This window comes from Streptomyces sp. NPDC050388 (assembly GCF_040655635.1).
Taxonomy (GTDB): Bacteria; Actinomycetota; Actinomycetes; order Streptomycetales; family Streptomycetaceae; genus Streptomyces.
This window is the reverse complement of the sequence record NZ_JBFAKH010000028.1, coordinates 44,151-68,872: the sequence shown is the minus strand read 5'-3', so window position 1 is coordinate 68,872 and position 24,722 is coordinate 44,151. Positions and strand designations below refer to the sequence as shown.

19 protein-coding genes are annotated in these 24,722 nt (G+C 72.0%); 12 read left to right on the top strand and 7 right to left on the bottom strand.

The genetic code is table 11. The features are described 5' to 3' along the window. The first annotated feature begins 181 nt into the window (after positions 1 to 181). Genes AB0I73_RS18290 through AB0I73_RS18270 form a run of 5 tightly spaced genes read left to right on the top strand, consistent with a single transcriptional unit; the run spans position 182 to position 4,592 of the window. Positions 182 to 1,984, top strand: a complete 1,803-nt coding sequence (locus AB0I73_RS18290) for an ATP-binding protein (protein WP_363038504.1) — start codon at positions 182 to 184, stop codon at positions 1,982 to 1,984. Continuing rightward, positions 1,981 to 2,391 carry a roadblock/LC7 domain-containing protein gene (locus AB0I73_RS18285; RefSeq protein WP_109378666.1) on the top strand — a complete coding sequence of 137 codons (411 nt, stop codon included), beginning with the start codon at positions 1,981 to 1,983 and terminating at the stop codon, positions 2,389 to 2,391. The genes AB0I73_RS18290 and AB0I73_RS18285 overlap by 4 nt, the downstream gene beginning before the upstream one ends. After that, positions 2,388 to 2,759 (top strand): DUF742 domain-containing protein, encoded by a 372-nt coding sequence (locus AB0I73_RS18280; RefSeq protein WP_109378665.1) that lies wholly within the window; start codon positions 2,388 to 2,390, stop codon positions 2,757 to 2,759. Before AB0I73_RS18285 ends, AB0I73_RS18280 begins: the two co-directional genes overlap by 4 nt. Then, positions 2,740 to 3,345, top strand: coding sequence for an ATP/GTP-binding protein (locus tag AB0I73_RS18275; RefSeq protein WP_363038501.1), 606 nt, complete (start codon positions 2,740 to 2,742; stop codon positions 3,343 to 3,345). The genes AB0I73_RS18280 and AB0I73_RS18275 overlap by 20 nt, the downstream gene beginning before the upstream one ends. Then, entirely contained in the window at positions 3,342 to 4,592 is a 1,251-nt protein-coding gene (locus AB0I73_RS18270) for a cytochrome P450 (RefSeq protein WP_363038499.1), read from the top strand. The genes AB0I73_RS18275 and AB0I73_RS18270 overlap by 4 nt, the downstream gene beginning before the upstream one ends. Before the next feature lie 96 nt (positions 4,593 to 4,688). Here the strand turns inward: AB0I73_RS18270 and AB0I73_RS18265 are convergent, their stop codons facing one another. Then, positions 4,689 to 5,720: a 7-epi-alpha-eudesmol synthase gene (locus AB0I73_RS18265; protein WP_363038497.1), complete on the bottom strand. Its 1,032-nt coding sequence runs from the start codon at positions 5,718 to 5,720 to the stop codon at positions 4,689 to 4,691. Between the two features lie 329 nt (positions 5,721 to 6,049). On the opposite strand from AB0I73_RS18265, the gene AB0I73_RS18260 reads away from it, so the two are divergent. Then, positions 6,050 to 6,442, top strand: a complete 393-nt coding sequence (locus AB0I73_RS18260) for a VOC family protein (protein ID WP_109378661.1) — start codon at positions 6,050 to 6,052, stop codon at positions 6,440 to 6,442. 96 nt (positions 6,443 to 6,538) lie between these two features. Here the strand turns inward: AB0I73_RS18260 and AB0I73_RS18255 are convergent, their stop codons facing one another. After that, positions 6,539 to 6,844: a DUF4235 domain-containing protein gene (locus AB0I73_RS18255; protein WP_363038495.1), complete on the bottom strand. Its 306-nt coding sequence runs from the start codon at positions 6,842 to 6,844 to the stop codon at positions 6,539 to 6,541. Between the two features lie 733 nt (positions 6,845 to 7,577). On the opposite strand from AB0I73_RS18255, the gene AB0I73_RS18250 reads away from it, so the two are divergent. Then, positions 7,578 to 9,407, top strand: a complete 1,830-nt coding sequence (locus AB0I73_RS18250) for a ricin-type beta-trefoil lectin domain protein (RefSeq protein ID WP_363038493.1) — start codon at positions 7,578 to 7,580, stop codon at positions 9,405 to 9,407. Between the two features lie 39 nt (positions 9,408 to 9,446). Here the strand turns inward: AB0I73_RS18250 and AB0I73_RS18245 are convergent, their stop codons facing one another. Then, the gene (locus AB0I73_RS18245) at positions 9,447 to 10,061 is read right to left on the bottom strand and encodes a DUF4232 domain-containing protein (protein ID WP_363038491.1); all 615 of its coding nucleotides are present in this window, start codon (positions 10,059 to 10,061) and stop codon (positions 9,447 to 9,449) included. Then, entirely contained in the window at positions 10,058 to 12,478 is a 2,421-nt protein-coding gene (locus tag AB0I73_RS18240) for a SpoIIE family protein phosphatase (RefSeq protein ID WP_363038489.1), read from the bottom strand. Before AB0I73_RS18240 ends, AB0I73_RS18245 begins: the two co-directional genes overlap by 4 nt. 349 nt (positions 12,479 to 12,827) lie before the next feature. Here AB0I73_RS18240 and AB0I73_RS18235 point away from each other — a divergent pair, with 349 nt between their 5' ends. From AB0I73_RS18235 to AB0I73_RS18215, 5 genes are all read left to right on the top strand, one after another. After that, complete coding sequence (locus tag AB0I73_RS18235) at positions 12,828 to 15,071, top strand: glycoside hydrolase family 9 protein (protein ID WP_363038487.1); 2,244 nt, start codon at positions 12,828 to 12,830, stop codon at positions 15,069 to 15,071. A 175-nt stretch (positions 15,072 to 15,246) separates the two neighbouring features. Further along, positions 15,247 to 15,492: a hypothetical protein gene (locus AB0I73_RS18230; RefSeq protein WP_363038486.1), complete on the top strand. Its 246-nt coding sequence runs from the start codon at positions 15,247 to 15,249 to the stop codon at positions 15,490 to 15,492. A gap of 3 nt (positions 15,493 to 15,495) precedes the next feature. After that, complete coding sequence (locus tag AB0I73_RS18225) at positions 15,496 to 15,873, top strand: toxin Doc (RefSeq protein WP_363038484.1); 378 nt, start codon at positions 15,496 to 15,498, stop codon at positions 15,871 to 15,873. A gap of 340 nt (positions 15,874 to 16,213) precedes the next feature. Next, entirely contained in the window at positions 16,214 to 17,788 is a 1,575-nt protein-coding gene (locus tag AB0I73_RS18220; protein ID WP_363038482.1) for an RICIN domain-containing protein, read from the top strand. A gap of 408 nt (positions 17,789 to 18,196) precedes the next feature. Further along, positions 18,197 to 18,631: a subtilase-type protease inhibitor gene (locus AB0I73_RS18215; protein WP_363038480.1), complete on the top strand. Its 435-nt coding sequence runs from the start codon at positions 18,197 to 18,199 to the stop codon at positions 18,629 to 18,631. Positions 18,632 to 18,852: 221 nt separating this feature from the next. On the opposite strand, the gene AB0I73_RS18210 is transcribed toward AB0I73_RS18215, so the two are convergent. From AB0I73_RS18210 to AB0I73_RS18200, 3 genes are read right to left on the bottom strand one after another with little or no spacing between them, the layout of a single operon-like run. Further along, a complete protein-coding gene (locus AB0I73_RS18210; RefSeq protein WP_363038478.1) occupies positions 18,853 to 21,681 on the bottom strand; it encodes an NHLP bacteriocin export ABC transporter permease/ATPase subunit in 2,829 nt (942 codons plus the stop codon). A gap of 1 nt (position 21,682) precedes the next feature. Then, positions 21,683 to 23,905, bottom strand: a complete 2,223-nt coding sequence (locus tag AB0I73_RS18205) for an NHLP family bacteriocin export ABC transporter peptidase/permease/ATPase subunit (RefSeq protein WP_363038476.1) — start codon at positions 23,903 to 23,905, stop codon at positions 21,683 to 21,685. Continuing rightward, the gene (locus tag AB0I73_RS18200; RefSeq protein WP_363038474.1) at positions 23,902 to 24,708 is read right to left on the bottom strand and encodes an HlyD family efflux transporter periplasmic adaptor subunit; all 807 of its coding nucleotides are present in this window, start codon (positions 24,706 to 24,708) and stop codon (positions 23,902 to 23,904) included. The genes AB0I73_RS18205 and AB0I73_RS18200 overlap by 4 nt, the downstream gene beginning before the upstream one ends. Positions 24,709 to 24,722: the final 14 nt, after the last annotated feature.

Here is a 24,722-nt window from a genome sequence, read left to right as displayed (position 1 = left end):
GCGTGACGGAACCCTCACCTCCGTCACCCCTCGAACTTGATCCTTTTACGGTGGGAACCGATAAGCTCCTTGACAGCGCTGCGAGTTGAAGCGATCACGCCGCGCCCGTTCGCGGTCCGTATCCCTGAGTGCGATCCCTTGCACACCCCCCTGTTCGATCGTGTTGCTTCGAAGGATGCAGATGGAACTCGCCACTCCGCCACCGGCGGTGCGGCCCCCTGTCGCCTGGTACAGCTGGTGGTTGATGCCGCTGGGCCTGGGCGGCGGGACGGTTGCCGCCACGTTCATGAGCTCGGAGCGAATGACGACGGCCGTCGCCGGCGCCGCCGTCACGGCGGCCGGTGCGCTATGCGTACGGCTGTTGCTCCGCACCCGGACCCGACTGGCCCGTACGGAGCACACCCTCCGTGCCGCACGGGCCGACCACGAGGAGCGGTTCGCCGAGCAGAACGCCGCACACGAACGGCTCCTCGCCGACCGGAACACGGCACACGAGGACCAACTCACGGCACAGGAACGGTCCTTCGAGGCGCGGATCGCCGAGCAGACCGCGGACCACGACGCCCGGCTGGCCGAACAGGCCGCCGGTCACGAAGTGCGGATCGCCGAGCAGCGTGAGGCTCTGCGGGAGCAGTCGGCGCACCAACTGGCCGCGGTGACCCGGCTCGCCGACGAGCAGTTGCCGGAGGCGATCGAGCGGCTGCGTGCCGGTGACGCCATCGACGACGTGCTGCCGAGCGTCAACCGGAGCGCCGAGGCCGGTGCAGAGCTCCAGACCGAACTGCGCAGGACCCTGCGGATCGCCCTGATGGCGCTCGAGGAGGAGTTCGACCGCTCCACCTCCGCCGAACAGGCCGTCATCAGCATCGGCAACCGCATCCACGTACTGACCAGCAAACTCCGGGGCCGGCTGCACGAGCTGCAGGGCGAGCACGGCCGCCTCGCGGCCGTCGCCCGAGGCCTGATGGAGCTCGACCAGGAGATCGGCCCCGCCGACTGTCTCGCCGCCAGTGTCGGCGTGCTCGGCGGTTCGGACCGGCCCGGCCGGCAGTGGCAGGAGCCGCAGCGGCTGCTGAGCGTGATGCGCGGCGGCATCGGCCGGATCAAGGACTTCCACCGCGTCCAGCTGCGTCGGCTGCCCGAACTCGGCGTCGACGGCGGCCTGGTGGACCACCTCACGCTGATCTTCGCGCATCTGCTGGACAACGCGGCGCGCTACTCGCCGCCCACCGAGCCCGTGATCGTCTCCGGCAAGGAGGTCCCGAACGGCGTCGGCATCGAGATCCAGGACTCCGGCAAGGGCCTGAGCGAGGAGAAGAAGCGCGAGGCCGAACACGCCCTCGCGGGCACCGCGCCCGGCGCGGGAATCGGCGGCATCACCGAGGACGCGAACATCGGCCTCAGGGTCGTCGGCGTCCTCGCCCGCCGCTACGGCATCCGCGTCACCTTCGCGGACTCGCCGTGGCTCGGCACCTCGGTGGTGGTCGTCGTACCGCACAAGTACTTCAGCCCGCTGCCCACGGCCGCCGCGGCGCCGACCGCTTCCGTACCGAAGGCCCCCGTCGTCCCGTCCGTCCTGCCCTGGACCGCGGTCACCGACGACGGGGAGGCCGACCGATGGCCGACCGACTCCGCCGTGCCCCCGGAGTCCGACGGAGCACCGGACACCACGCCCGGCGGACTGCCCCGCCGCCGCAGCGCCAGGCGGGCCGAGGCGCAGCCGCAGCCGACGGGACGGCCCGAGCACGGCGGGCCGAGCACCGTCACCCCCGTACCACCGGACGCGTCCTTCGCCGGCCTCGCCGCCTTCGCCACCGCCGGACGCGACATCGCCGGACGTGACAGCGCGGCGCACGACGCGGGGGCGCACGATTCCCAAGAACGCGACACCGGCGCGGCGCCCGAAGAGGCCACCACCGGTGACACCCCCGCAGGACGCGAGTCCACCGAGCACCGCACCGAGGAGAGCGACCACACCCCATGACACAACAGGGAAACGACGTGAGCTGGGCGCTCCGCGATCTCGTCGAGAGCATCCAGGAGATCCGCTTCGCCCTCGTGGCCTCCAGCGACGGCAAGGCCATCACCTCCTTCGGGGCGGACGACCCCGACGACGTGGACCGCTTCGCGGCCGTGGTGGCCGGCCTGCAGGCGCTGGCCCAGCCGGTCGCCGAACAGTTCCCCTCCTACGCGGGGCAGCTGCGGCTGGCGATGATCGAGGTCGACGGCGGCCACCTCTTCGTGGTCCGCGCCGGCGTGGAGACCTACCTCGGCGTCCTCGCCCGGGAGGGCCTCGACCAGGGCCTGCTCGGACACCAGATGAGAGACCTCGCCCGCAGAATGGGAGAGCTCCTCGGCACCACTCCGCGCCTGGAGGAGCACTCTGGATGAGTGCTCCCCGCCGGCCGTCGGATCCGTCCGGTCTCGAGCGTTACTACGTCCTCACCGGAGGGCGCAGCGGACCGGGCGGTTCGGCGTCGAGTCTCGACGTGGCGACCCTCGTCGTCTCCCGCTCGGCTCCCCTCCCGGGGATGCAGCACGAGCACGAGGAGATCGTCCGGCACTGCCGCGATCCGCTCTCGGTCGCCGAACTCGGCGCCCACCTCGGACTGCCGTTCAACATTCTCGCCGTGCTGCTGTCGGACCTGCTGGACGAAGGCCACGTCGAAGCCCGTGACCCTATGCCGGCCCACGACGCCGGCCGCGGGCCCGACCTCGCGCTCCTTGAGGAGGTACTCAGTGGACTTGAAAGGCTTTGAGCAGCCCGGTCGGCATACGGCCGGGGACACCCGCTCGGTGAAGGTGATGATCGCCGGCGGCTTCGGTACCGGAAAGACCACGATGGTCCGGTCGGTCAGCGACATCAAGCCGCTCACCACCGAGGAGACCCTCACCCAGGCCAGCGCCGCCGTCGACCACCTCATCGGTGTGGCCGACAAGGAGGAGACCACCGTCAGCCTGGACTTCGGCAAGATCGGCATCAATGACAGCCTGGTCCTGTACCTGTTCGGCACGCCCGGCCAGGAGCGGTTCTGGTTTTTGTGGAACGGGCTGTTCAAGGGCGCGCTCGGCGCCGTCGTCCTGGTCGACACCCGGCGGCTGGCCTCCAGTTTCCGGGCGATCGAGGAGATGGAACGGCAGAAGGTGCCCTTCGTCATCGCCCTCAACGTCTTCCCCGACTCCAAGCACTATCCGGTGGACGAGATCCGGGACGCCCTGGACATCCCCGAACACATCCCGGTCGTGGCCTTCGACGCACGGGACCGGGCCGCCAGCCGCGATGTGCTCGTCACCCTCATCCAACACCTGCGGGAACGCTCGGCCGTGGCCGTGGAGTCCCGATGAGCGCCCCGACCGGGAACGCCCCCGACGCGGCCCGCGGCTGCCCCGTCGCCCACCACGGCGCGGACATCGCCCGGCTGTACGGGCAGGAGGCTGCCGGTGACCCGGGCGGCATCCACGAGCGGCTGCGCAAGGAACACGGGTCGGTCGCGCCGGTGCTCCTGGAGGGCGACGTGCCGGCCTGGCTGGTGCTCGGCTACCGGGACAACCGCCGGGTGCTCGACAACCCCCGCCAGTTCACCCGGGACGCCCGGATCTGGCGGGACCGGCGCGACGGGCGCGTAGCGGACACCTCGCCGCTGGTCCCGATGCTCGGCTGGCGCCCCGACTGCGTCTCCCAGGATGGTGAGCCGCACCGCAGGCTGCGCGGAGCCGTCACCGACGGACTCCAGGCCGCGGCCGGCCGCGGCGTCCGACGGCACGCCACGCACTTCGCGAACAAGGAGATCGATGCCTTCGCGGATTCGGGCAGCGCCGATCTGGTGAGCGACTACGCCGACTACCTGCCGATGCTGGTACTCACCCGCGTCCTGGGACTGCCCGAGGCGGAGGGGCGCGACCTGGTCGAGTCCTGCGCCCAGGTCCTCAAGGGCGGCGAGGACGCCGTCAAGCACGACAGCCGCATCCAGGAGATCCTCGGGGCGCTCGTCGTGCGCAAGCGGTCCGAACCCGGCAGCGACCTCACCACCGCCCTGCTGGCCCACCACGCCGGGCTCGACGAGGACGAGGTGGTCAGCCATCTGCGGCTGGTGCTGATCGCCGGCCACACCACCACCAGCAACCTGCTGGCCAGGGTGCTCCAACTGGTTCTCACGGATCCCGCACGGCTCTCCGGGCTGATCAGCGGCCGGCTGAACGTCTCCGCGGTCGTCGAGGAGGTCATGTGGAACAGCCCGCCGCTGGCCGTCCTGCCGGGCCGGTTCGCCACCAGCGACCTGGAACTCGGCGGTCACCGCGTCCGCGAGGGCGACCTGCTGGTGCTGGGCCTCGCGGCGGGCAACCAGGACCCCGAGATCCGTCCGGACGCCGGGGTGTCCGTGCAGGGCAACCAGTCGCACCTGGCGTTCAGCGGCGGACCGCACGAGTGCCCGGGCCAGAACATCGGCCTGGCCGTCATCGAGATCGCCGTGGACGTCCTGCTGCACCGGCTGCGGGACCTGCGCCTGGCGGTGCCGCCGGGGGAGCTGTCCTCGACCGCCTCCACCTGGGAGACCCGGCTGGACCGCCTGCCCGTCGAGTTCGGTGTGTGACGTCGGCGCCGTCGACGTCGCGACCGCCGACCGGGCCGGCCACCGTGCTCGGCGGTGCTGCGCGGCCCCGCCACGGGGTCGCGCAGCACCGCCGGCTCACACGGGCAACAGGTCGTCGACCGAGCCGCGGCCCGCCTGTTCGGCCGTGGCCACCGCCCCCTCCTTCGCCGCCGCGTAGCGGCCGCTGGTCAGGGCCCACTCGTAGTTGCCCTCGATCCAGTGCTGAATGGCCTGTACACCCTTGTCCACCCGGTCGCGTTCCTCCGTGTCGAGCCCCAGCTCGTCGCACATGTCGGGCACCCGTGACTCGAGGAGGAGGTACTCGTCCAGGCAGGCGGTCGTCATGCGGTACGCCTCGGCGGCGGCTTCCTCCCAGGAGCAACCGCGCTCCCGGTGCAGTACCGCGATCAGGTTGTGACCGTCGCCGCGGCGCCGCTCCCGCTTGAAGGAGTGGATGTCGTTCATGAACCCGATGGTGTCCGCGGCCAGATCGCGCATCCGCTCCATCAGCGGATGCGCCATCGCCCGTGCCGGCACCTCGAAGCCGCGGCTGCGCTCACCGGCGTCGATGCTGTGGTGGATGCCGACGGTACGGCGCCGGAACACGGTGTACTCGTCGAGGCCGAGCGTCCCGGCCAGCCCGCGGGCCGCCAGGTCGACCTCCTCGCAGTGGGCCACCAGGAACCGCCCCCAGGACGCCGCGAACCGGGTCTGCCAGGTCAGGGACATGCCATCCGAGAGGCGTTCCCAGACCTGCGCCCAGGCCACCGTGATCGGACAGACCACCCGAGGAGTGCTTCCCGCCGGCCGCAGCGGGGTGACGATCAGCTCCCGCGCCACGTCCGCTATCAGGTCCGCACGATCCGGCCGACCGGAGTCGAACTGGTCGTCGAAGAGGAAGGCCAGGGAGAACCAGTTCATCAGAACGACCATGTCCTCGGCAGAGGCGTACGGATAGGTGCGGGCGGCGGCCTGCGGCAGGTCCCAGGAGCGGTACTCGTCGAATCCGTCCCGGCTGCGGACCAGGCCCATCTCCCACACCCAGCGCAGATGGCGCGCGCGGGCGTACTCCAGATGCTCGCTGACAGGGGTGTCGAAGGGGAGGTCGAACCGGACGTCCTGAGACATGTGCTTCCTTTCGGGAGGCGGAACGCAGAGTCCCCCAGCCCTGCGGGCGGGCCGTCTTCGCGACCGCCCGCACACTTGAACTCGGCTTCGCGGAACGAAAGTTGAACCGGGAAGCGGTACGAAGCTGCCCAGATCCCAGATGATCTACACCGGGAGCCCCTCGTGATGTCTGTTACCTCACAGGTCACTTGAGGTGCTTGCCAGACCAAACTCCCCTGAAGTCGATGGACTTGGTGCGCAGATTGAAACCGCCGAGCGGGGACAGGTGCCAGGTACGGGCCGGGGTGCCGCCCCGAGCCCGGACGGACCCGGATCCCGTGGAGGAAGACATGGCACTGGTACACGCCGGAGTGGTGGTGCTCGACTGCGCCGAGCCCGAGAAACTCGCCGAGTTCTACCGGGAGCTGCTGGAGGCCGAGGTGGCCGACGCCAACGCCAACCGGGTGGAGATCCGGGCCGCCGACGGCTTCCGGCTGGCGCTGCGCCGCGACGTCAACACCACCGCCCCGAGCTGGCCGCGCCCCGAGAACTCGCTCCAGGCGCACCTGGAGTTCGTGGTCGAGGACATGGATGCCACGGAGCGCCTGATCGTGGGCCTCGGCGGGCGTGCGGTGGAGACGAAGGACGTCACCGGTTCCCGGGAGGAACGCGGCTACGCCGACCCGGCCGGGCACTCCTTCACCCTGCGCCGCGGGGTACCGGTGGGGCCGAAACAGGGCTGACGGGCACCTCACCCACCAAGACCCCTGCGGTCCCGGCCCCGGACGCGCCGGGCGCCGGGACCGGGGCGGGGGAGTGGAGACAGGGCGCCGCCCCGGTCAGTCACGTCCGCCCTTGTCCGGGACCGGCCAGTAGCCCGTCGAGCGCTCGATGGCCTTGGCGCCCGCACGGTCCACGGCGCTGCGTACCGCCGCGAAGATGGCGCCCTGGATCGCGGCGGCCAGCAGGATCTCGCCCCAGCGGCGGTCCCGGTCCAGCGCGTCAGGTGCGTTGTCCTCGTGCCGGATCAGCTTCCATGTCTTCTGGAAGGCGAGCCCCGCGAGGGTGCCGCTCGTCCAGCCCAGTGCGAACCCGATGGGCTTGTACGCCAGGGGCAGCTTCTTCTTCTTGGTCTTCTTCGCCACGTGGATCTCCCAGGTCGGTTCCAGCGTTCAAGAGTCCCTGTGACCACGTTCCCCGTTTTGCGCCGTGGGCACGGCCCCACCGCACCCGACCGGGTGCCTCGGGAGTGCGAGGGGCGTGGGAGGCGGGGCGGAGTGCCCCGCCGCGACGGGGGAACGCAGCGGGGCCCGGCCTGCGGGTGCCCGTCGACCGGGCCGTCATGCGCAACGGAGCGAGGAAAATTCCGGAGCCCCGGGGTGGGGAGCGGCCCGAAGGCCGTGCGGTGCGGCGGACCGGACGAGTGACCAGGGCTCCGAGTGACCGAACAGTCCGGGAAACCCTTCCTGCACGTCGCCGTCCGCGCCGCCGCGGCCCGGGCACAGACCGGCCGACCGTGTCCCTTTCGGGACACCGGACATCGAACCGGATGATCGGGCACGTGAAAACAAGTACCTCGAATTCCATTGACACTTTGTCAAAAGCCGGTTTCCGCGAGAGAAATGCGCGAAACCGCGGAGTCCCTTGTTCCTGCTCGTTGACCTGTGCAAAAGTGGGTCGTACCGGCGTGCGGACAATGTCTTTTGTCCTGGCGTGCGCGTGGCCGCTCCCGCAGGCCGATCGGCTCCGAAAGGGCTGCTCCGGACGGACGTTCGAGATGTCGAATCCCGTACGGACGGGCTCCCGTCGTATCGTCGGTGAGGTTGCGGGCCCGCTGGTACGGACTTTATTCCGCGCATCCTCGAGAGGACTGCATCCGTGAAGGACACCGGTCTGTCACATTCCCGGGTTCCGGCCCGTTCGTCCGATGTGCCGGACGAGCAGCTGGCCGCCGAGCTGCGGAAGTGGACGGGCGCCACACCGGCGCTGCACCCCGCCGGTGAACTGCTGGACCGGCACTGGGAGTCGGTCTTCGGCTACGCCCGACTGTGCACCGACGGCCCGCGGTCCGCCGGGATGCTCACCACCGCCGCGTTCACCCGGCTCTTCGGCGAGACCCTGAAGCACAACGGGCCGGGTTCCGCGTGGCGACCCCAACTCCTCGTCACGGTTCGCAGGATCGCCGCCGAGTGGAGCGGCGATCACCGGCGCGACATGCTCCGTCCCGATCTCACCGCCGAGTCCGGTGACGCCCGGCGGCCGGCCGCCCGGCTGCTACCGCTGCCCGAACGGCGCCTGCTGGCAGGGGCGTTCCAGCGACTGCCGCAGTCGGCGCGCTGTCTGCTGTGGCACGTGGAGGTCGAGTCCGAACCGCTCCGCGTCCCTGCCGGGCTGCTCGCGCTGGACGAGGAGGGCGCCCGCATCGAACTGCGCCGCGCCCAGGACCGGTTGCGCGACGAAGTCCTCCAGCTCCACGGTGAACTGGCCCCCGACCAGGAGTGCCGACGCTACCTCCGCCTGCTCGAGGTGACCTACCGGCGAGCGGGCACCGAACTCGACCCGGACCTGCGCACACACCTGGACAGCTGCGTCCACTGCCGGCACGCCGCGGACCAACTCGCCCGCTTCACCACCGGACTCGGCACGGCCCTGGCGGAGGCGGTCCTCGGCTGGAGCGCACGGGAGTACGCGGAGAGCCGGGCACGGGCGGCCGACGCCACCGACGAGCCGGCGCCCGGGTCCACGGACGGCGGCTCGACGGCCGAGGAACGACCGTCGCCCGAGGGCCTCGTCGGCGCGGCCTTCCCCGGCCCCGCAGACGGGCCCTCGGGCACGGCGGACGAGCCGTTCACCAACGCGGCGCCGATCCCGCCCCTTCCCACCGAGGAACCCCGCACCGCCCCCGCCGTGCCCCCGGTCCCGAACACCGCCCCGTTTCCCGCCACGCACCCGGCCCCTCGTCCCGCCTCCCGCCCCGGGCGACGTGCGGCACCCCGCACCGGTCCTCGAGGTGCCGTGCTCCGCGCCGGTTCCCGCGTCGCCCGGAAGGCCGCCCGCCGGGCCGCGCGCCGGCGCAACCTCGCCGCGGGCATCCTCACGGTCAGCGGGCTGATCGTCCTTCCGCTGGTGCTGTGGACCTCGGGCGGCTCCGACGCCTCCGCGCGGGGCGACGACCGTCCCTCCGGAACCCCCGGTACCGAGGAGGGCACCTCGCCGGAGCCCGGCGACCCCTCGCCCGGCTCCGGCGAGGTGGTGAAGGGTGCCCTGCGCGGGCGGCTGCACAACACCGCCTCCGGCCTGTGCGTCGGCGTGGTCGGCGACCGTGCCGTCGCGGGAGCCGAGACCGAGCTCACCGCCTGCTCGACGGGCAAGGTCCAGCAGTGGACGTACGAGACGGACGGGCTGCTGCGCAACGTCGCGGAACCGGACCTGTGCCTCGACTCCCGTCTCGGTTACTCGGTGCGGCTGGCCCGGTGCGCGGGCCCGGCGCGGGCGAACGCCGACAGCGCGCGCTACGACTTCACCGTTCAAGGCAGCCTGGTGCCCCGCTCCGGCCAGGACCTGGGGCTGGCACCCGCAGCGACCGACGGCTCGGGCGCCCTCGTCCTCAAGACCCGCGACGATTCGGACACCCAGCGCTGGGCGATCCACGCCTCGGAGTCCGACCCGCGGAAGAAGGTCGTCAACTGGGGCGCCGACGGACCGTGACGGTGAGGCGTCCACCGCGGGCGGACGCACACACCCGTGTCAGGGGCCGGTGCCCTCGCCCAGTACCGTGACGAACACCGAGGAGAAGTCACCGGCGACGGGCACGGCACCGGCCGTCCACGGCACCTTCAGGGAGTCCCGCTCGTCCGGCGGGGTCACCAGCAGCGCCGCAGGGGTGGCCGTGCGCGCTCCGCTGATGCCGGGCGCGGAGTACCGCAGCCCCGCCCACGCGCTCTCGCCGGGCTCCAGTGCGACGCGCACGGCGTCACCGGGGGAGCGCTTCGGGTCGGGGCCGACCTGCCTGCCGGACGCGTCCACGAAGGCGGCGCCGGGATAGCCGTACAGGGTGCAGGCGTGGGAGGAGACGTTGGTCAGTACGACGGGGAAGTTGCGCTGACCCGCGCCCGGATCCACGCCGCCGACCCGGGCGCGCAACTCGGAGGTGTGGCAGCGGGCCGTGGCGAGCTCGGCCGTCCTCCCGGAGGCGGTGACGGCGGAGGCGTCACCGGCATCCGAGGCCGTGGTGACGCCGGAGGCCGCGGTGCTGGTACCGGTGCCGCAGGACGCCACCGTGCCGAGTACCGCCAGTGCACTCGCGAGTACAGCCGCCCGACGCACGAAGGCCCTGCCCGTGGTGGTTCGGAAAGCGCTCACAGCTCCTCCTGCTCCAGCAGTCCCAGTTCGGCCCAGATGGTCTTGCCCTCGAAGGTGTGCCTGCTGCCCCACCGCTGGGTGAGCTGGGCGACCAGGAGCAGCCCCCGTCCGCCCTCGTCCCAGGTCTTGGCGCGCCGCAGGTGCGGGGCGGTGTGGCTGGTGTCGGACACCTCGCAGATCAGCGTCGCCGCGTCGCAGATGAGCCGGAGCCGGATGGGCGGGGCGCCGTAACGGATCGCGTTGGTGACCAGCTCGCTCACCACCAGCTCGGCGGTGAACGACGCCTCGGTCAGGGACCAGATGCCCAGCTGGTCCAGGACCTGTTTGCGGATCGGTGCGACCAGCGCCGGGTCGGCCGGGATGTCCCAGGTGGCGACCTGGGAGGACGGCAGCCCGCGGGTACGGGTCAGCAGCAGGGCCGCGTCCTCCGTCCTGCTGCCCGGACCGAGCAGGGTGTCCAGGACACGGTCGCAGGCCTCGTCGAGCGACCCCGAGGCCGCGTTCGACAGGGCGTCGGTGAGCGTCAGCCGGCCGGTCTCCGTGTCGCCCGCCGGGCCTTCGGTCAGCCCGTCGGTGTAGAACGCCAGCACGGAGCCCTCGGACAACTCCAGCTCCACGGACTCGAAGGGCAGGCCGCCCAGGCCCAGCGGCGGTCCGGACGGCAGGTCGAGCACGCGGGCCGGCCCGTCCGGCGGAACCAGGACGGGCGGCGGATGCCCCGCCCGTGCCAGGGTGCAGCGCCGGGACACCGGGTCGTACACCGCGTACAGGCAGGTCGCGCCGACCTCGCCGTGACCGCTGTCGGCGGCCTCGCCACGACCGTCGTCACCGTCGCCGGCCGCCTCGTGGGCGAGGTGCAGGACCAGGTCGTCGACGTGGGTGAGGAGTTCGTCGGGGGCCAGGTCGATGTCGGCGAGGGTACGGACGGCCGTGCGCAGCCGGCTCATCGTCGCGGAGGCCTGGATGCCGCGGCCGGCGACGTCCCCCACCACGATGGCCACCCGCATCCCGGACAGCGGGATCACGTCGAACCAGTCGCCGCCCACGCCGGAGCGCGCGGCCGGCAGATACCGGGAGGCGGAGTCCACCGCGGCCGTCCGGGGCAGGCCGCGGGGGAGCAGGCTGCGCCGGAGCGTGCGGGTGGTCTCGCGTTCACGGGAGTAGCGGCGGGCGTTGTCGATGCAGACGGCGGCCCGTGCCGTGACCTCCTCGGCCAGCAGCACGTCGTCGTGGGTGAAGGACTCGGGGTGCCGGAACCGGGTGAACACCGCGACGCCGAGAGTGGTACCGCGGGCCTGGAGGGGGACGGACAGTATCGAGTGGACGCCGAGCTCCCGGACCTGCCGGGCACGGGTCTCGTCGGCCGCGAGCCACGGATGGAGATCGCCCGAGGGCACCGAGGCGACGACGCTGTGGCCGGCGAGCAGCGAATCGGCCTGGGGTGCGGCGGCCGGGTAGACGACCACCTCGTCCGTGTCGGCGATCAACTCGAAACCACCCGGGTTGCGGGACCGGTGTGCCACCCGGCGCAGCGTGACCGGCAGGGCCGGCGGACCGGTGGCGTCGGCACCCGGGTCGCTCTGCTCGAGCAGGTCGACGCTGACGAAATCGGCGAGCGCGGGCACACAGACCTCCGTCAGCTCCTGCGCCGTCCGGGTGACGTCGAGGGTGGTGCCGATGCGTATGCTGGCCTCGTTGACGAGTTGCAGCCGTGCCCGCGCGCTGTACTGCTCGGTGAAGTCGTGGGCCGTCACGCATACGCCGGCGACCCGGCCGCCGTCGTCGGTGAGGGGCGCGATCCGGGCCAGCCAGGCCTGTCCACGGCCCTCCCCGGCGGCACGTACGCGGGTCTGCATGTCGTGGCCCCGGCCGCTTCGCAGCACCTGGCTCATGTGCCGCTCCAACTCGAAGTGCCGGGGCTGGCTGCCCAGCTCGGTGGGCCTGAGCCCGCGCAGCTGGCGGGCAGGCAGCCCGAGGAGGGCCGCCATCGCGTCGTTGACACCGCGCAGGCGCAGGTCCCGGTCGAAGACCGCGGTGGCGCACGGGGACTGGAACATGGCCGCCCGGAGCAGCGGATCCTCGGACGGATCGGTTTCCCCGGACCCCAGCGGTGTGACGACCAGCCAGTCGCCGGTGCCGCCGTCCTCCCGCCGGACGCGGTGGGCGAGCACCCACACGGTGACGGTGCCACCGTCTTGGTGCCGAAGCGCGAGTGTGCCGCTCCAGAGTGTGCCCGACGGCGGTGGGGGCGGTTCCGCGCCGGTGGCGAGCAGGTCGGCCGCGGCGCGGCCGACCACCTGCTCGGCGCTGTGGCCCAGCAGCAGCCGGGCACCTTCGTTCCACCGCACGAGGGTGCCGTCGGCGGCGATGACGGCGCGGGCCGTCACCGGATCGTCGAACGGGTCGTCCGGCCTCATCGTCGCCACTCCATCGCGCACACTCACCGTGAACTGGTGGATCGCCAGAGTTCCAGCCTAGTGCGTCACAGCCGGACGTGGCCCGGTGCCCCCTCCGGCCCGGGCCGGAGGGGTGGGGGCGGCGCTTGAAGCGGTCGCCGGGGGCCGGCTCCCCGCGGTGTCCGCACCGCCGTCCGCCCGGCGTTCGTCACCGGTCCCGTCCCAACCGTTGACGGAGTGTCATGTCTGCCACAACCATGGTCCCGTATTGATGGGAGCGCTCCCATTCGATAATGCTCCCGTGCTGTCCCCAGACGCAGCGCGCCCCCACGCCGTGCTGCCGCCGTGTCCTCCCCAGAGGAGCCCAGACGTGAACAGACGCAGAACCGCTCTGCTGTCCCTCGCCGGCCTGCTGGCGAGCGCGCTCACCGCGCTGCCCGCCGCCCCGGCGGGGGCCGAGGAGGCCGAGCAGGTCAGGAACGGCACCTTCGACACCACCACCGACCCCTGGTGGGCCTCCGCCGGGGTCACCACGGGCCTGTCCGAGGGCCGTCTGTGCGCCGACGTCCCCGGCGGCACCGCCCACCGGTGGGACGCCGCCGTCGGCCAGAACGACATCACCCTGGTGAAGGGGGAGTCGTACCGCTTCACCTTCACCGCGAGCGGTTCGCCCGCGGGCCACGTGGTCCGGGCGATCGTCGGCCTGTCGGTGACGCCGTACGACACCTACTTCGAGATGACCCCGCAGCTCGGCGTCTTCGGCGACACGTACTCCTACACCTTCACCTCGCCCGTCGACACCTCCCAGGGGCAGGTCGGCCTCCAGCTCGGCGGCAGCGCCGACCCCTGGCGCTTCTGCGTGGACGACGTCTCCCTGCTGGGCGGCGTGGCCCCTGAGCCGTACGAGCCCGACACCGGGCCCCGGGTCCGCGTCAACCAGGTCGCCTACCTGCCGTCGGGACCGAAGAACGCCACCCTGGTCACCGAGGCGACCGGGAAGCTGCCCTGGCGGCTGAAGGACGCCGACGGCAGGGTCGTCCGGCAGGGCACGACCGTGCCGCGCGGTGTGGACGGTTCCTCCGGGCAGAACGTGCACTCCGTCGACTTCGGCGCCCACCGTCAGCGGGGCACCGGCTACACCCTGGTCGTGGACGGCGAGACCAGCCGGCCCTTCGACATCGACGCGAGCGCCTACGAGCGGCTGCGGCTGGACTCGGCGAAGTACTACTACACCCAGCGCAGCGGCATCGAGATCCGCGACGACCTGCGCCCCGGCTACGCCCGCCCCGCCGGACACGTGGACGTGGCGCCCAACCGGGGCGACGGCGAGGTGCCCTGCCAACCGGGCGTCTGCGACTACACCCTCGACGTCACCGGCGGCTGGTACGACGCCGGCGACCACGGCAAGTACGTCGTCAACGGCGGCATCAGCACCTGGGAGGTGCTCAGCACTTACGAGCGCGCCCGACACGCCCGCACCGGACAGGCCGACAGACTCGGCGACGGCACGCTGGACATCCCGGAGAGCGGCAACGGGGTGCCCGACATCCTCGACGAGGCCCGCTGGGAACTGGAGTTCCTGCTGAAGATGCAGGTGCCCGAGGGGGAGCCGCTGGCCGGCATGGCCCACCACAAGATCCACGACGAGCAGTGGACCGGACTGCCGCTGCTGCCGAGCGACGACCCGCAGCGGCGCGAGCTGCATCCGCCGAGCACCGCGGCCACCCTGAACCTCGCGGCCACGGCCGCCCAGGCGGCACGTCTGTACCGGTCCTACGACAGGGAGTTCGCGGCGCGGACGCTGGCGGCCGCGCGCACGGCCTGGACGGCCGCGCTCGCCCACCCGCAGGAGTACGCGAGCCCGGACGACGGCACCGGCGGCGGGGCCTACCCGGACGACCAGGTGGGCGACGAGTTCTACTGGGCGGCGGCCGAGCTGTATCTCACCACGGGGGAGCGGCAGTTCGAGAGGTACATCCTGAACTCCCCGGTGCACACCGCCGACATCTTCGGTCCCCTCGGCTTCGACTGGTCGCGCACCGCGGCGGCCGGCCGGCTCGACCTCGCGACGGTGCCGAACGCGCTGCCCGGCCGGGACAAGGTCCGAAGCTCCGTCGTCAAGGGCGCCGACCGCTACCTGGCCACGCTCAGGGCCCACCCGTACGGCATGCCGTACGCGCCCGAGGACCACGTGTACGACTGGGGCTCCAGCCACCAGGTCCTCAACAACGCGGTCGTCCTCGCCACCGCCCACGACCTCACCGGCGCCGCGAAGTACCGGGACGGCGCGCTGCAGAGCATGGACTACATCCTGGGCCGCAACGCCCTGAACATCTCCTACGTCACCGGATACGGCGAGGTCAACGCGCACAACCAGCACAGTCGCTGGTACGCCCGTCAACTCGACCCGGCGCTGCCGAACCCGCCCGCGGGAACCCTCTCCGGCGGCCCCAACTCGAGCATCCAGGACCCCTACGCGCAGTCGAAGCTCCAGGGCTGCGTCGGCCAGTTCTGCTTCATCGACGACATCCAGTCCTGGTCCACCAACGAGCACACCGTCAACTGGAACGCCGCCCTGACCCGCATGGCCTCCTTCGTGGCCGACCAGGGATAGACGAGGCGCCGGCCCAAGGAGGCGGACCGGAGGGTCCGTACCGGTGCCGGAGGTGCCGTCCCGTTCCGCGGGGCGGCACCTCCGGCCTGCTCCCGCCTGTCCGGTCGGTACCGGTTCACAACCGCTCTGATCTGCGCATATTTACGATCGAGTACCTGAGCGGTACCGTGAGGGCATGCCTGCTCTCAATGTGGAGTTCAGTGACCGTGAACTCGAGGACCTGCGGCAGATCGCCAAGGAGCGCGGTACATCGATGAAGGCGCTCGTGCGTGAGGCGGCGGCGGCCGACATAGCGCGCCACCGGGCGCTGCAGGAGGGCGCGGAGGCGTTCCGTCAGTTCTTCGCCTCCCACGCCGACGAATTCGCCGCCGCCTTCCCGGACGACGAACCACGCGCCGAGGGCGAGGGGCGGGCCGCCTGACCGATGGGACCCGTCCTGCACATCGACGTGCCCTGGCTGCTCCAGCGGCACGAGGAGGTCCTCCCGGGCCAGCCCACCATCAACGACTTCTCGGCGCTGGTCGCAGCCGTCGCCCGGCATCGCGTCGACCCGCCCCGCCTCGGCGTGGACTCGGATCCCGCCTGGCGGGCCGCCGCCCTGCTGCACACCCTCACCCTGCTCCGGCCGCTGCCGTCGGCCAACGCCCGCTTCGCCTGCGCGACGGCCGTGGCGTACATGTTCGTCAGCGGAGCAGGCATCGACCCGCCCTACGGTGCGATCGTCGACCTGGCCCGCGATCTGATGTCCGGTACGGCGGATGTCTACGCGGCGGCGGACCGACTGCGGTCCTGGCAGATCTGACACCGCCGCCCGGAATGCGAACCGGGGAATGCGCGAGGGGAAAAGCACAGGTGGAAAGCCGGTGCGAGGGGGACCGGCCGGGCTTTTCGTGTCGACTTCCTGTCAACGGGCGGAGGTTGCCCGAGCGCCTTGTCGGCCCTGTGCGGGTGTGCGAGAGTGAGCCACCCGCGAGGGGGTAAAATCCGGGGTCGCACGCGCGTTGACAAACCGGATCCGATTTCACCGTCGGTGAATTCGCGTCCTCCCGCGCAAAGCCGCCAAGAGGTATGGACCAATCGGGGACTTCCCTTTTAGGCGTCAGAACTTCTGTGTCACCTGCGCGTGGGAAGGAACCACCTCAGTGCCCACCCCTCACCCCCGTCGGCCACCGTATCCCCCTCCCGGCGGGGATCCGGGGGAGTCCGACGAGGCCCTCGCCACGCGGCTGCGAGACCGCCCGGAGAGCGAGGCCGCCCAGTCCGTGGCATTGCTGACGGCGCGTCACTGGACGTCCATGCACGACTACGCGACCGTCTGCCTCGCCTCGTCGGGGCCGACGGCCGCCATGGTCACCGCGGCGGCACAGCACCGGGTCCTGGACCGGATCGCCCTCGGCGAACCGGCCGTCGCACTGCGCCCGGTGCTGCTGGTGGCCGTGCGGGACACGGTCCGGGAATGGGCCGCCGACGACCGCACGGCGGACGCTCTGCCCGACCTGCAGAAACCCGCGGGCGGACGCGGCATGCGCGCGGCGAAGACGATGACGCCGGACAACCGCACGCTCGCCCAGCGTTCCTTCCGCTCCCTGCCCGCCCTCGCACGCTGCGTGCTCTGGCACGTGGAGGTCGAGGCGGAACCCATATCGGTCCCGGCCGGACTGCTCGGCATCGATCCCGACATCGCGTCGGGCGCGCTCGAACAGGCGCGTGACGCATTCCGTCAGGGCTGCGTCCGCGCCCATCAGGAACTCGCGCCCACGAAGGACTGCCGGTTCTACAACCGACTCCTCGACGTGCCCATCCGCCGGGGCAGGACGCTGCTCCCCGACGTGCAGCAGCACCTGACGGACTGCCGCTACTGCCGGAACGCGGCCGAGCAGCTGAGCCACTTCGAGGGCGGTCTCGGCACACTCCTCGCCGAGGCGGTCCTCGGCTGGGGCGCCCGCCGCTACCTCGACTCCCGCCCCGGCCGGGCGACGCCGGGCCCGCGCGGCGGCCGCGCCGCCCGCCGCGGACACCGGGGCGGCGGAGGGTCCGGTGGCAGCCGGCACCGCCTCCTGTCCCGGGTTCCCGCACCCGCCCGCCTCACCGGCCTGGGACTCCCGGACGCGGTGCGCTCCACCCGCACCCTGCTCACCGGCCTCGGAGCCGTCTCGGCCGGCGTGCTGGTGAGTGTGCTCATCGCGGGGCCCTCCACACCCGACGGCGGCACCGACCCGACGGGCGCCGCCGGCGCGGCCGGCGGCGGAGGAGTCGTACCGACCGAGTCCCCGCCGGGCGTGGCCGGCCTGCCCACGGGTCCGGAGCAGACCCTCCTGCGCAACGCCGCCTCCGGCCTGTGCCTGGACACCCGGGGCGAGCCCCGGGACGGCGTCGGCACCCGGATGGCGCCGTGCTCCTCACGGTGGAGCCAGCAGTGGACCTACGAGGACGACGGCCTGCTGCGCAGCGTGGCCGACCCCGGTCTGTGCCTGGACTCGCACAAGGACGCCGGTGTCGTCGTTCTCGCCACCTGCGCCGAGGAGAACGACGGCCGGGGCGACGACGTGCGCTACGACCTCACCGTGCAGGGCGAGTTGCTGCCCCGCTGGGACGAACAGCTGGCGCTCGCCCCGGCCGGCCCTGACGCGAACGCCGACGTCGTCGTCAGGGTGCGGGACCGGGCCGAGGGCCAGCGCTGGGTGACCGAACCGGTGGAGTCGGCCGAGGACTCCTGACGTGAACCGTGTGCCGTGGCGGTCCACCGCCCCGGCACACGCCACTCCGCTCCACCGCCCCGACAGGGCGAGGGCGAGGTCCGGTTCGGCGAGCGGACGGCGGAGGAATCATGAACACAAGTTGTCGCGGAACGGTCGGCCGGCAGCGGAATCGGAATGTTTCAGGCCTATTGCTGAGCGGCGGGAATTCGGCCATCTGGCCACTTCGCACACGCGGCACCCCTGTGATTACGGGGTTCGCGTGTCCACGTTCCGTGACTTCGCGCCACTGATTCAATACGCAAGGTTACCGAAACCGGCAGGGTCGACGTGTGTTTCCGCGGCGGACTCGGCAGACTCCCGCTCGCCGGCCCGGCACCACCGAGCAGGGTCCGGCACCTCGTCGAAACGAGCGGAAGGATGCACACCATGCGGAACACCGCGCGCTGGGCCGCCACCCTCGCCCTGACGGCCGCGGCCGTCTGCGCACCTCTGTCCCACGGCGCGTCGGCCGTCCCGGGCGACGCCCCGTCCGCGCTCTACGCCCCGTCGGCCCTCGTGCTCACCATGGGGCGCGGCGAGAGCGCGGCGGTCGTCACGCCGGAACGCGCCGTCACCCTGACCTGTGCCCCCGAGGCCTCGGGCACCCACCCGGCCGCGGCCGCGGCGTGCGGGGAGCTGGCCGAGGTGGGCGGGGACCTGCGCGCGCTGACTGCCGCGGAGGGTGTGTTCTGCACCAAGCAGTACGACCCGGTCGTGGTCACCGTCGACGGCGTGTGGCAGGGGCAGCGCGTGTCCTACGAGCGCACCTTCCCCAACGAATGCGTGATGAACGCCCACGGTTCGGGCGTCCTCACGTTCTGAGACCGGGACCGCACGGTTCCCGTGACCGCGTGGCGGTCGGGGTACTGGGGAGTACCGACCTCCTCGCGGAACGTGCGGTCTCGCACAAGGGGGCCGGCGGGCGGAGTGGGGCCGCCCGCCGGCCTCCGGCGTTTCCGGAGGCTTGCTCCCCCTGACGGGAACACGACTCCAGAAGCATGTCGGACTCGTGTCCGACGCTCTCGCCGATCCGCGGGCCGGCGTCACGCCATCTGTCGTCGCACCAGTTCGTGCAGTCGCCCGGCCGGGTCGGCGAGCAAGTGGGCCGGCGGGCCCTGCTGGACCACCTTGCCGTGCTCCATCACCACCACCCGGTCCGCGTCCAGCACCGTTGACAGCCGGTGCGCGATGACGACCCGGGTGGCCCGCAGCGCCTTGGTGCTCTCGATCACCGTGCGCTGCGTCTCGTTGTCCAGGGCGCTGGTCGCCTCGTCGAAGAAGAGGATGCGCGGTCGGCGGATCAGCGCCTGGGCGATCATCAGCCGCTGCCGCTGGCCACCGGAGACCGCGCCGCTGCCCGAGACGATGGTGTGCAGACCCATCGGCATCCGCCGGATGTCCTCGGCGAGCCCCGCCATCTCGGCCGCCGCCATCGCCTCCTCGGGCGTGTACGGCTCGGTGCCGCAGATGACGTCCAGGAGGGAACCGGTGAACGGCTGGGCGTGCTGGAGCACCACACCGCACTGCCGGCGCACCGCCGACTGGTCGAGCGCGGCCAGGTCCTGACCGTCGTACAGCACACTTCCCGACAGCGGCCGGTCGAAGCCGATGAGCAGCCGCAGCAGTGTGGACTTGCCGCAGCCGCTGGGGCCGACGACCGCCACGAACTCTCCCGGCCGCACCTCGAAGGAGACGTCGTCGAGGACCAGCGGACCGTCGTCCGAGTAGCGGAAGGAGACCCGCCGTGCCTCGAGCGCCCCGCTCAGCGGGCCCGGCCGGGTGCTCGCCGCCCGCACCTCGGGCGTCGCGTCCAGCACCGGCCGGATCTGCTCGAACAGCGGCAGCGCGGCCACCCCGGAGACGAACGCGCCGGTCAGTTGGGTGACCGAGGTCAGCACCATCGTCACCGACGTGTTGAAGGTGAGGAACTCGGCCGCCGTCATCGAGCCGCGCGCCGGGCCCGCCAGCAGCATGAACATCGCCAGCGTGCACAGCGGCAGATAGACCGCGCCCAGCACCGCCGTCAGGTTCTTGATCCGGCCGGCCTTCTGCTGGAGCTCACGGCTGTGGGCGAACTCGGACGCCCACGCCCCGTACGCGTAGTTCTCCGCCGCCGCCACCCGCAGCTTCGGCAGGCCGCGCAGTGTCTGGAAGGCCTGGTTGTTCAGCTTGTTGGTGAGCACCACCAGACGCCGCTGCCACCGCACCTGCCACAGCCCGAGCCCCGTGAACACCGCGGCGATGACGACGAGCATCCCGATCGCGGCCAACGCCATCGGCACGCTGAACCACAGCAGCAGCCCCAGGTTCATCGCGCCGACGGTGACCGACTGGGCCACCGTCGGCCCGACCCCGGCCAGCAGCCGGCGGATCGCGCTGATGCCCATGGCCGCGCTCGCCAGCTCACCGGTCGAGCGCTCGGTGAAGAACGACGTCGGCAGCCGCAGCAGCCTGTCCCACACGGCCGGCTGGAGCGTGGCCTCCACCCGGCCCTCCAGCCGCAGCAGGGTGAGGTTCTGCAGCAGCATGAAGGCGGCGGCCACCACACTGCTGAGGATCACCGCGAGACACACCTGCGTGATCAGCCCGGTCTGCGCCTTCGGCACGAACTCGCCGAGCACCTTGCCCGTGGCGATCGGCACCAGTGCCCCGATCGCCACCGTGACCAGACCGCTGAGCAGCAGCCCCGTCAGATCGCCGCGGGTGCCCGACATGCAGAACCGCACCAGCCTGAGCGGGCTGAGCCGCCGCTCGGGCAGCGGGCGGTAGAACATCACCGCCTGCGGCTCGAACTCCGCGGCGTTCGCCTTCTCCACCGGCGTCTCCCGCCCCGTCGCGGGATGCACCGCGACATATCCGCCGCGCCGCCACAGCAGCGCAACCGGCGCGCCGGACAACGCCCGGTGACCCACCAGCGGACCGACGTCGTCCCGCCACCAACGGCCGTCCAGCCGTACGGCACGGGTGCGCAGACGGGACGCGACGGCGATCTGCTCGACCGGATCGAGACGATCGCCGCCGGTGCCCGACCGGGCCGGCTCGGCGAGCGTGATCCCGGCCGCCCGCGCGACCAGCTCGCAGGCCGCGTACGTGGCGTCCGCGTCGGCCGCGGTCGTTCCCTGCGCCGACCGCTTGCCGATGGCGGCGAGCAGCGTCCGGTCGGCCTGGGCGCGGACCGCCTCACCGGCCTTGATGCCCTCGGCGGTGCGTGTCTCGTGGGTGCGCTCCAGCTGTTCGATCCAGCGGTCCAACGTGGTCATCAGCCGGTACTGCTGGTCGACCAGGCTCTGCCACAGCGCCGGGTCCATCAGCAGGTCCGCCGCGGCCTCGGCGCCGTACAGCGAGCCGTACTGCACGCTGCCCGGCGGCACCTGCATCCAGAACACGTCGTCGTCGCTGGGCGCGGCGGCCCGCTCGGTGGCCATCGGTGCCTGGAACAGCACCGACAGACTGCGGCCCACACCGAGGGCGAGGGCGTACTCCAGCGGACTCGTGGTCGGCGGGACGTACTGCGGATTGCCGTACTCGTCGTACGACCAGGTCTGGGTGTCCGCCGCCTGGTACAGCTCGCGCAGGCCGATACGGTGCACCACGCAGTCCCGCAGCGGCCGGGCCACCAGGGTGTGCCGCGGTCCCGTGCCGGGGCCGAGCAGCAGCGAGCCCGCCGCCAGCCGGCCCAGGTGGTGCCAGTGGCCCTGCTCCTCGGCGTCGACGGCGAACAGGTCCACCGAGCCGGCCGCGATCAGCCACAGCGTCTGCGGCCCCGCCAGGTCCAGCCGGTTGAACCCGGCACAGTCCATCCGCGTGCCCAGCGAACCGAGCGCACCCAGCACGAGGTCGCCCCCGTGCCCCTCCTGCACGGCCGTCGTCATCTCACCGCTCCCTGACCAGCGCGGCGTACGAGCCCCCGCGCGCCACCAGTTCCTCGTGCCGGCCGCGCTCCACGACCGTGCCGTGGTCGAGGACGACGATCTCGTCGCTGTCCCGGACCGTGCTCAGCCGGTGTGCGATCACCACACAGGCACAGCCGCGACGGCGCAGATTGTCCATCACGACCAGCTCGGTCTCGGCGTCCAGCGCGCTGGTCACCTCGTCCAGCACCAGGATGCTCGGCCGCCGCACCAGCGCCCGTGCGATCTCCAGGCGCTGGCGCTGCCCGCCGGAGAAGTTCCGGCCGTCCTGCTCGACCCGGCTCCGGATGCCACCCGGCCGACGCGCGATCACGTCGTACAGGGCCGCGTCCCGGAGCGCCTCCTCCACCGCCTCGTCTGGGATCGACGGGTCCCACAGCGCCACGTTGTCGCGGACGGTGCCCTCGAAGAGGAACACCTCCTGGTCGACGAAGGAGACGGACGCGGCCAGCGCCCCGCGCGGAATGTCCTCGATGCGCTGCCCGTCGATCCGGATCACGCCCTCCCACGGCGTGTACAGGCCCGAGATCAGCCGGGACACCGTGGACTTGCCGCTGCCGGAACCACCGACCAGCGCCACCTGCCGGCCCGGCCCGACGGTCAGGTCGAAGCCGGTCAACAGCGGCTTGTCCAGCGGGTTGTAGCCGAAGGTGAGGTTCTGCAGCTCGACGTGGCCGCGCAGCCGGCGCGTGGACTCCCCGGCGCCGGGACGGCCGTAGAGCGGGTCGGCCCGGAAGTTCTCCACGTCCTTCAGCCGGGCCACGTCCGCCGCGAAGTCCTGGATCCGGCCCGCGACACCGTTGAGCCGGGTCAGCGGCGCGGTGAACCGGGTGACCAGTGCCTGGAAGGCGACCAGCAGACCGACCGAGATGTACCCCTCGACCGCGCGCATACCGCCGATCCACAGGATCAGCGCGCTGTTGAGCGTGGCGAGCGTCGGCGCGACCACGCCGAGCCAGGCAGTCGGCACACCGAGCCGCTGCTGCTCCTCCAGCGTGGTCGCGTGCTGCCCGGCCCACTTGCGGAAGTAGCCGTCCTCACCGCCGGTCGCCTTCATCGTCTCGATCAGCTGCAGGCCGGTGTACGCGGTGTTGGTGAGGCGTGCGGTGTCCGCGCGCAGTTTCGCCGTACGGGTCGCGCGCAGCCGGATGACGATCCGCATCGCCAGGACGTTGAGCAGTGCCACCCCGATCCCGACGAAGGTGAGCTGCGGGTCGTACGTGTACAGCAGCACCGCGTACAGCAGGACGACGACGGCGTCCACGCCCGCCGCCGACAGGTCCCGGGACAGCGTCTCGGCCACGGCGTCGTTGGACTGCAGGCGCTGCACCAGGTCCGCCGGGCTGCGCTGGGAGAAGAACGTCACCGGCAGCCGCAACAGGTGCCGCAGGAAGCGGGCGCTGGACAGGGTGGAGGAGACGAGCCGCCCGCGCAGCAGGTTGGCCTGCTGGAGCCAGGTCAGCACCAGGGTGAGCAGCACACAGGCGCCCATCGACGTGAACAGCACGCCCAGCATCGACGTCCGGCCGCCGATCAGGAACTCGTCGATGAAGGTACGGCTGAGTCCGGGCACCGCCGCGCCGACCGCCACCAGCAGCAGGCTCGACAGCACCACGGCGGGCATGGTCCCCGCCGTGCCGCGCAGCCGGGCCGGCATCGCACCGAGGACGCCCGGCCTGCGACCGCCCCGGGTGAAGTCCGGCCCGGGTTCCAGCGTCAGGACGACACCGGTGAAACTGCCGTCGAACTCCTCCAGCGGCACGAAACGGCGGCCCTTGCCGGGGTCGTTGACGAACACCCCGCGACGGCCGAACCGACGGCCCATGCCGTCGTAGACGACGTAGTGGTTGAACTCCCAGAACAGGATGGCCGGCGCCGTCACCTCGGCGAGGGCGGCCAGATCCATCTGCATGCCCTTGGCGGTCAGCCCGTAACCACGGGCCGCCTTCAGCAGGTTGCTGGCGCGCGAGCCGTCCCTGGAGACACCGCAGGCGATCCGCAGCTCCTCCAGCGGGACATGGCGGCCGTAGTGGCCGAGCACCATCGCCAGGGAGGCGGCGCCGCACTCCACGGCCTCCATCTGGAGCACGGTGGGCGTACGGACGGTCTTCCCGCGCGCCTTGGGCACCTTGCGTCCGGGCGGTGCGGCACGGCGCCGGCCGCGGGTCTCCTGTGCGGTGGTCACGGCAGCAGCCAGTCGACGGGACGTTCGTCGGACAGCCGGACGGAGCCCGAGGCCAGGGTCATCGAGGTCAGGGGGAACGGCGGCCCCTGGGCGGAGGACCACTGGTAACCGCTCTTCGTGGCGGACGACTTCTCCAGTTCGACCGTGACGGCCACCGGCCTTCCCTTCTTCGTGAACTGCTCGCCCAGCTGGCTGTCCCCGAGGAACGCGGTGATCTGCTGGGCGGACTGCGCGGAGCGGTCCACCGACTTCACCTCGCCGCGCAGCACGCCGTACTCCTGGCTCGGCACCGACTGCACGGTGAGGTCGACCGAGGCGCGCGCGGGAATACCGGCGGCGCTTTCGGCGGGGACGTAGACGGTCGCGTACAGCGGGTCGTCGGCGTCGGCGACCTTCTCCACGGCGGCGACGTTCGCGCCGGTGGTGATGATCTGCCCGACGCTGGCGGCGAGTGTGGTGATCCGGCCGGCGTCCAGGGTGCGGACGACGGCGTCGCCCTGCTCGGTACGGACCTTCAGGACGGGGGAGTTCGCGGGCAGCCGCTCGCCCTGCTTCGCGAGGACCGCGGTGACCTGGCCGGCGAGGGGGCTCTGCAGGACGTAACTGCCCTGCCCGTGTGTCAGGACGGCGGGCGCGGCCACCGTGGAGGTCACGGATCCGGTCACCGCCCACACGGAGGCGGCCGCCATGGCGACCACGGTCACGGAGAGGACCAGCCAGCCCTGCGGCCGGGCGAAGCGCACCGGGAGATCGAGTTCCTCGGGCGACTGGAGCTTGGCGAGGGCCTGTTGGCGGAACTGCACGGTTCTTCCCTCAC

Excerpts from the sequence above, each read along its gene's own strand:
- AB0I73_RS18225 (WP_363038484.1), top strand. The coding sequence starts at position 15,496 with ATGGGACCCGTCCTGCACATCGACGTGCCCTGGCTGCTCCAGCGGCAC.
- AB0I73_RS18215 (WP_363038480.1), top strand. The coding sequence starts at position 18,197 with ATGCGGAACACCGCGCGCTGGGCCGCCACCCTCGCCCTGACGGCCGCG.
- AB0I73_RS18210 (WP_363038478.1), bottom strand. The coding sequence starts at position 21,681 with ATGACGACGGCCGTGCAGGAGGGGCACGGGGGCGACCTCGTGCTGGGT.
- AB0I73_RS18270 (WP_363038499.1), top strand. The coding sequence starts at position 3,342 with ATGAGCGCCCCGACCGGGAACGCCCCCGACGCGGCCCGCGGCTGCCCC.
- AB0I73_RS18290 (WP_363038504.1), top strand. The coding sequence starts at position 182 with ATGGAACTCGCCACTCCGCCACCGGCGGTGCGGCCCCCTGTCGCCTGG.
- AB0I73_RS18260 (WP_109378661.1), top strand. The coding sequence starts at position 6,050 with ATGGCACTGGTACACGCCGGAGTGGTGGTGCTCGACTGCGCCGAGCCC.
- AB0I73_RS18280 (WP_109378665.1), top strand. The coding sequence starts at position 2,388 with ATGAGTGCTCCCCGCCGGCCGTCGGATCCGTCCGGTCTCGAGCGTTAC.
- AB0I73_RS18230 (WP_363038486.1), top strand. The coding sequence starts at position 15,247 with ATGCCTGCTCTCAATGTGGAGTTCAGTGACCGTGAACTCGAGGACCTG.
- AB0I73_RS18240 (WP_363038489.1), bottom strand. The coding sequence starts at position 12,478 with ATGAGGCCGGACGACCCGTTCGACGATCCGGTGACGGCCCGCGCCGTC.
- AB0I73_RS18285 (WP_109378666.1), top strand. The coding sequence starts at position 1,981 with ATGACACAACAGGGAAACGACGTGAGCTGGGCGCTCCGCGATCTCGTC.
- AB0I73_RS18265 (WP_363038497.1), bottom strand. The coding sequence starts at position 5,720 with ATGTCTCAGGACGTCCGGTTCGACCTCCCCTTCGACACCCCTGTCAGC.